Genomic DNA, 6089 nt, shown 5'->3' on the forward strand with positions numbered 1-6089 from the left:
GGCTCGCTGCTCAACAAGGCACCCGCATCGATGCCCTCGTCGCCGTCGTCCAGCGTCCAGCAGGCCCGGGAGGCACTGGCGGGCCGCCTGCGTGAGATCCGCCTCGATGCGGGCCTGTCGGCCCGGGCGCTGGCCGTGGCCGCCGGGTGGCACGAATCGAAGACCTCGCGGATCGAGAACGCCAAGACCCAGCCGTCCGACGCGGACATCAAGATCTGGTGCTCGGTGTGCGAGGCCAATGACCAGGTGGGCGATCTGATCGCCTCTTCGCGGGCCGTCGCCTCGATGTACGTGGAGTGGCGGCGAGTCCAGCGTACGGGTCTCGAACGCCTCCAGAAGTCCTCTATCCCGTTGTACGAGCGGACACGACGCTTCCGGTTCTACCACTCGCTCCTGATCCCCGGCCTGTTCCAGACCGCTGGCTACGTGGGCGCGCTCATGGCTGCCATCAGCACTTTCCGCGAGATCCCGGACGACATCGAGCAGGCGGTAGCCGTCCGGATGGAGCGTCAGAAGGTCCTCCACTCTGGCGCACGGTTCGCCGTCCTGGTGGAGCAGTCCGTGCTGTACTACCAGGTCGGTGACGCGGAGGTGATGGCCGGGCAGCTTGATCATCTGATCTCCATGGCCGCCCTGCCCTCGGTAAGCCTGGGCGTCATCCCGTTCGCCACCGGAGGGCGACCCGTGTGGCCGCTGGAGGGCTTCAGCGTCTTCGACGACCATCAGGTGAACGTCGAACTGCTCTCGGCCATGGTGACCGTCACGCAGCCCCGGGAGATCGCTCTGTACGTCAAGGCGTTCGGCCGACTCGCCGACATGGCGGTGTACGGAGGGGCCGTCCGATCGTTGATCGCAGCGGCGATCGACGATCTCCGGTAGGAACTCGGCCGCAAGTTCGTAGAAGTTCGTAGGCGCAGGGAAGCCCGGCTACCTACCGTCATGGTCTGCCTACACCTGTTCTGAGCCGTCGCGCCCGCCTCACGAAGCCCCGGCGGCGTCGTGACGCGCCTCCCCACGCCTTTCAGGAGACCTCATGCAAAGTCTTGACCTTCTCCGGTTCACCTGGTGGGAGATCACCGGCAAGTGCCAGCTGACGTGCGGCCACTGCTATGCATCCTCAGGCCCGGATGCGACCCATGGCACCATGACCACCGCCGACTGGCGGCGCGTCATCACTCAGACCTACCAGGCCGGCGCGAAGATGGGGCAGTTCATCGGGGGTGAGCCGACCCTGCACCCTGATCTCCCCGAGCTCATCTCTCACGCGCTCGACACCGGCATGGAGGTCGAGGTTTACACCAACCTGGTCCACGTCTCAGCGGCCAACTGGCAGACTTTCCGGCTCCCGGGCGTGCGGTTGGCCACGTCCTACTACTCCGACCAGGCCGAGGAACACCGATCGATCACCGGCCGGTCGACACTCAGGAACACGACGAAGAACATCGCCCGCGCGGTGGAACTGGGGATCCCCCTGCGTGCCGGGGTGATCGGGGTCCTCGACCGGCAGCGCACCGGGCAGGGTATCGCCGCCCTGGAACGTCTCGGTGTGCGGGAGATCGGCTATGACGACCTCAGGGAGGTAGGCCGTGGCGAACGGGACAGGGGGCCCGGCGTCGATCAATTGTGCGGCAACTGCGGGGATCGGCAGGTGGCCATCTCGCCCACGGGCGAGGTGTGGCCGTGCGTCCGGCCTGTGAGCCGAACAAGTGCCGCCCCGCCAAGTAGGGCCTGAGGTGACCAGCCGGCACCGGCGCCTTGAGTCCGGGCAGCGCGCCTTTCTGCGCCGTGTCTTGTCGGAAGGCGCGACCCGGCTTGATGTGTCTCTGATCGGGGAGTCGGTGTTCGGCTGGCACGATCGCACCATCGGGTCGGCCGCTCTCCGCGCTGGGGGCGGCCGGTTCTGGTTGCGTGCGACTGCCGAGCATCGCGACTGGGCCTGCGGCGACACCTGGACCGGTAACCACGACGCCAACCGGATAACCGGTGTGCCACGGCCGGAGGTCATGGCCCGCGCCGAATGGGACGAATCGCCCGTCGTCATGTACGCCGAGCTGATGACCTATGTGTCCGATGCCCCGTGCTCATCCACCCCTGAACTCACCGAGTGGGTCACGCTTCCCAGCAGATGGTGGATCGAGCTGCGCCAGGCGCTCGACACGCTGGCCGTGCAGCCGACGAACCGGGGCTGCCGCGATCCGCGATCGTTCGTCCGCCGTGTCGAGGACTACTACGGCCGACGGCTGCGCCCGCACATGCCGGCGTTGCGGACGGAGCACACCGACCTGCACTGGGCCAACCTCACCCAGCCTGGCCTGTGGCTGCTCGATTGGGAGTATTGGGGAGCCGCCCCCGCCGGGTACGGCGCCGCGCTCCTGTACTGTCACAGCCTTCTCGTCCCCGACATGGCGGCCCGGGTGCACGAGGTGTTCGCCGACCTTCTCGACACGCCTACCGGTCGTGTGGCGCAGCTGTCCGCCGCCGCACACATCCTTGATCGCGCTGAGCGCCTTGGCGACTATCGCGATCTGCGGATCCCGGTCCGGGAGCACGCCGTACGGATCCTTTCCACGGCAGGCGGTGAGCCATGCTGATCAGCCGGCTCGCTGTACCCGCCCGCCCGGCGGCGAGGTGGCCATTCACTCTTCCCGCCGTCAAGGCGCTTACCCATGGGGTCGAGCTGACCGCCCCTGTGACCTTCCTCGTCGGAGAGAACGGCTCGGGGAAGTCCACGATCGTCGAAGCGGTCGCGGATGTGTGCGGCATCAACTCCGAAGGCGGCAAGGCCGGCACACGGTATGCCAGCACCGGTCCCGCTACCCCCCTCGGGGAAGTCCTCGAAGCAGAACTGACCGTCGATGGGCTACGGCTCGTCCGCGGTCCCCGTCTTAAACGGCGGGCGTTCTTCTTCCGTGCCGAGACGCTGTTCAACCTCGGACGGAACGTGTCCGGCCGATACGGCTTCTGGGAGGAGGACCTCACTGAGCAGTCCCACGGGGAAGGATTCTTCACCGTGCTGGACCGAATGGTGTCCGGCCCCGGCCTGTATTTGATGGACGAGCCAGAAGCCGCCCTGTCATTCCACTCGTGCCTGCGCTTGGTCGGGCTTATGGACCGGGTCGCGGCTCAAGGCGGGCAGATCATCTGCGCGACCCATTCGCCGATTCTCGCCGGTCTCCCCGGGGCGCAGATTCTGGAACTCGGTGACCGCGGCATCCGCCCCACCGATTGGGACCGGCTCGAACTGGTGGACCACTGGCGACGCTTCCTCGTTAAACCCGACTTCTATCTGCATCATGTCCTGGATGAGACATCGCCGGGCTCGCTTGAATGAGGGTTCCCACGATGAACACCGGCGTCCTTCAGACCGCCAGCCGGCTCCACGCCGACCTCATCGACCTCCTGCCTTGACACAGGCCACATCTGGAATCCGCCTCTTCTGCGCCAACTATATGCTGCTTCGAATCGTACCCCCTCGGGCCTCTGCCAGCCTGTCGCTCGATATCGCGTTCTGCGCCTAACTGAAGGTGGAGTCGGCGTCGATGAGTGTAGTCCGGGTCGAGTTGGACCGTCATGACTGGGAGTCCCTGCGTATGGCGGGCGGAACGGCCGAGCATGTTCCCGGCAGTATTCTAAGACTCGTCGCGGGACAGGCCGAGGATGAAGTCTCGGCCGCCTATTGGGAGCTCGAGAACCACGTGGTGGTGCAAGGACAACTTTTCGAGTCCGCGTATTACGTAGTACCCGCCTTGCTCGCTGCTCTTCTCGAAGATCCTTCGAGAACGGCTCGTGAGTCGATTCTCGAGCTGCTGTTCCAGATCGTCGCCGGTGAATCGCATATCTCCGAACACATTGCAGCCAATTACCGGCAAGTTTCATTATGGACATAAACCTGGCAGTGAATATGGGCGTGCCAGGGATGCGGCAAAGGCGGAAGGAACCATGTCGCGAGAAGATTTCATCAAGCATCAGAACGATCCCGAAAAATATCAAACCGAAGACGCGTATGAGAACATGAGTCATCGCCATGAACAGTGCTAGTATCGATCGAAAGGGGCGGTCCGAGCTGCACTATGCTGCTCTCAAGGGAGATGCGGGGAGGGTATCTGAGCTGATTGCGGCCGGCCTGGATCCCAATCTTGTCGACGGTGACGGTTTCGTTCCTCTGCACATGGCCGCGCAGGAAGGTCACGTTGATGCCGCCCGAGCACTCCTTGACAATGATGCAGAGGTTGATGCGGAGAACAGGCATGGCAATACGCCCTTGTCGGTAGCGGTATTCAACTCTCGTGGTAGGGGTGATCTCATGGCGCTCCTGCGAGAGCGGGGCGCCGACCCATGTCGAGAGAACAACTATGGGCAGACCCCCTTAGGGCTGGCCAAGTTGATCGCCAACTATGACGTCGCGCAGTATTTCGCGGACCTGTGATGTGATGCCGGCGCCGTTTTGATGGCACAATTTGAGGTGTCGGGTCTCGTTCGAAGCCGATTTGACAGCCATAGCGTGTGATCGTTTTCCCCAGGCCTACGTTCGGCACGGCTGCCGGGAGCGCCGCCATGCGTTCAATGGGTCCGGGTCCTGCCATGGATCTGTGTCCGTCCGGCGCCGCGTTGCCGGATGCCGCCAGGAGGAATCCGCGCTGTGGACGAAGATCGTCTCGGTCGGCGACGGGACCGGAAAGCTGGTGTCGGTAGGCTGAAGTGCATGACGACGCCTGCGGAACGCTATGCCGCCTTCCGTGACAAGCATGCCGGCAGCGGGCCCGCTCTCACCTCCTTCCGCGGCCTGTACGACTTCGAGCTCGACGAGTTCCAGCTCGACGCCTGCAGGGCGCTGGAGGCGGGCGACGGCGTGCTGGTGGCGGCCCCGACGGGGTCGGGCAAGACCGTCGTGGGCGAGTTCGCCGTCCACCTGGCCCTGGAGCAGGGCAGCAAGTGCTTCTACACCACGCCGATCAAGGCGTTGTCCAACCAGAAGTACAACGACCTGGTCCGCCGCTACGGGGCCAAGAACGTCGGGCTGCTCACCGGCGACAACAGCGTGAACGGCGACGCCCCGATCGTGGTCATGACCACCGAGGTGCTGCGCAACATGCTCTACGCGGGCTCCAGCACGCTCGCCGGGCTCAGCCACGTGGTCATGGACGAGGTGCACTACCTCGCCGACCGCTTCCGCGGCGCCGTCTGGGAAGAGGTGATCATCCACCTTCCCGAGTCGGTGCGGGTGGTGGCCCTGTCGGCGACCGTCAGCAACGCCGAGGAGTTCGGCGAGTGGCTCGGCGAGGTGCGCGGCGACACCACGGTGATCGTGGACGAGCACCGTCCGGTGCCGCTCTGGCAGCACATGCTGGTCGGCGACCGCCTGTACGACCTGTTCGTCGACGAGGACAACCGGCCGCGCATCAACCCCAGCCTCATGCGCATCTCCCGTGACGAGCAGCGCCTGGCCCAGGCGCGCGGCCGCCGCGGGTACTCGCGGCCGCGCCGCTCGGCCAACGGCGTCAGCCGGTCCGACGCGATCGAGAAGCTCGACTCCGAGGGGCTGCTGCCCGCGATCACGTTCATCTTCTCCCGCGCCGGGTGCGACGCCGCCGTCCTGCAGTGCCTGCACGCCGGAATCCGGCTCACCACCGACAGCGAGCGCCACGAGATCCGCCAGATCGTGGACGAGCGCACCGCCCACCTGCCCGACGAGGACCTGTCGGTGCTCGGGTACCTGGAGTGGCGCGACTGCCTGGAGCGCGGCCTGGCCGCCCACCACGCCGGCATGCTCCCGGCCTTCAAGGAGGTCGTCGAGGAGCTGTTCACCCGAGGCCTGGTCAAGGCCGTGTTCGCCACCGAGACCCTGGCCCTCGGCATCAACATGCCCGCCCGCTCGGTGGTGATCGAGAAGCTCGACAAGTGGAACGGCGAGACCCACGCCGACCTGACCCCGGGGGAGTACACCCAGCTCACCGGGCGTGCCGGGCGGCGCGGCATCGACGTCGAGGGGCACGCGGTGGTGGCCTGGCAGCCGGGGACGGACCCGGTGGCCGTCGCGGGCCTGGCCAGCACCCGCACCTACCCGCTGCGCTCCAGCTTCCGCCCGTCGT

General features: G+C 65.9%; 8 protein-coding genes. All 8 read left to right on the plus strand.

Translation table 11 applies throughout. The annotated features are described in order from the left end of the window. Nucleotides 1-30 precede the first annotated feature (30 nt). Nucleotides 31-879, plus strand: a complete 849-nt coding sequence (locus DQ384_RS19675) for a helix-turn-helix domain-containing protein (RefSeq protein ID WP_114030301.1) — start codon at nucleotides 31-33, stop codon at nucleotides 877-879. A 154-nt stretch (nucleotides 880-1033) separates the two neighbouring features. Continuing rightward, complete coding sequence (locus DQ384_RS19680; protein WP_114030302.1) at nucleotides 1034-1732, plus strand: radical SAM protein; 699 nt, start codon at nucleotides 1034-1036, stop codon at nucleotides 1730-1732. 1 nt (nucleotide 1733) lies between these two features. Beyond that, on the plus strand, nucleotides 1734-2591 hold the full coding sequence (locus DQ384_RS19685; RefSeq protein ID WP_114030303.1) for an aminoglycoside phosphotransferase: 858 nt from the start codon (nucleotides 1734-1736) through the stop codon (nucleotides 2589-2591). Continuing rightward, nucleotides 2585-3331, plus strand: a complete 747-nt coding sequence (locus DQ384_RS19690; RefSeq protein ID WP_114030304.1) for an AAA family ATPase — start codon at nucleotides 2585-2587, stop codon at nucleotides 3329-3331. The genes DQ384_RS19685 and DQ384_RS19690 overlap by 7 nt, the downstream gene beginning before the upstream one ends. Before the next feature lie 208 nt (nucleotides 3332-3539). Beyond that, nucleotides 3540-3887, plus strand: a complete 348-nt coding sequence (locus DQ384_RS41325) for a hypothetical protein (protein ID WP_181871291.1) — start codon at nucleotides 3540-3542, stop codon at nucleotides 3885-3887. Continuing rightward, nucleotides 3826-4038: a GH-E family nuclease gene (locus tag DQ384_RS44200; RefSeq protein WP_425451472.1), complete on the plus strand. Its 213-nt coding sequence runs from the start codon at nucleotides 3826-3828 to the stop codon at nucleotides 4036-4038. The genes DQ384_RS41325 and DQ384_RS44200 overlap by 62 nt, the downstream gene beginning before the upstream one ends. Beyond that, nucleotides 4025-4426, plus strand: coding sequence for an ankyrin repeat domain-containing protein (locus tag DQ384_RS19700; RefSeq protein WP_114030306.1), 402 nt, complete (start codon nucleotides 4025-4027; stop codon nucleotides 4424-4426). Before DQ384_RS44200 ends, DQ384_RS19700 begins: the two co-directional genes overlap by 14 nt. Nucleotides 4427-4702: 276 nt before the next feature. Beyond that, nucleotides 4703-6089 (plus strand): DEAD/DEAH box helicase (locus DQ384_RS42945; RefSeq protein ID WP_245966611.1); only part of this gene is annotated, 1387 nt, incomplete at its 3' end.

The sequence above is a fragment of the Sphaerisporangium album genome (assembly GCF_003323745.1).
GTDB lineage: Bacteria > Actinomycetota > Actinomycetes > Streptosporangiales > Streptosporangiaceae > Sphaerisporangium > Sphaerisporangium album.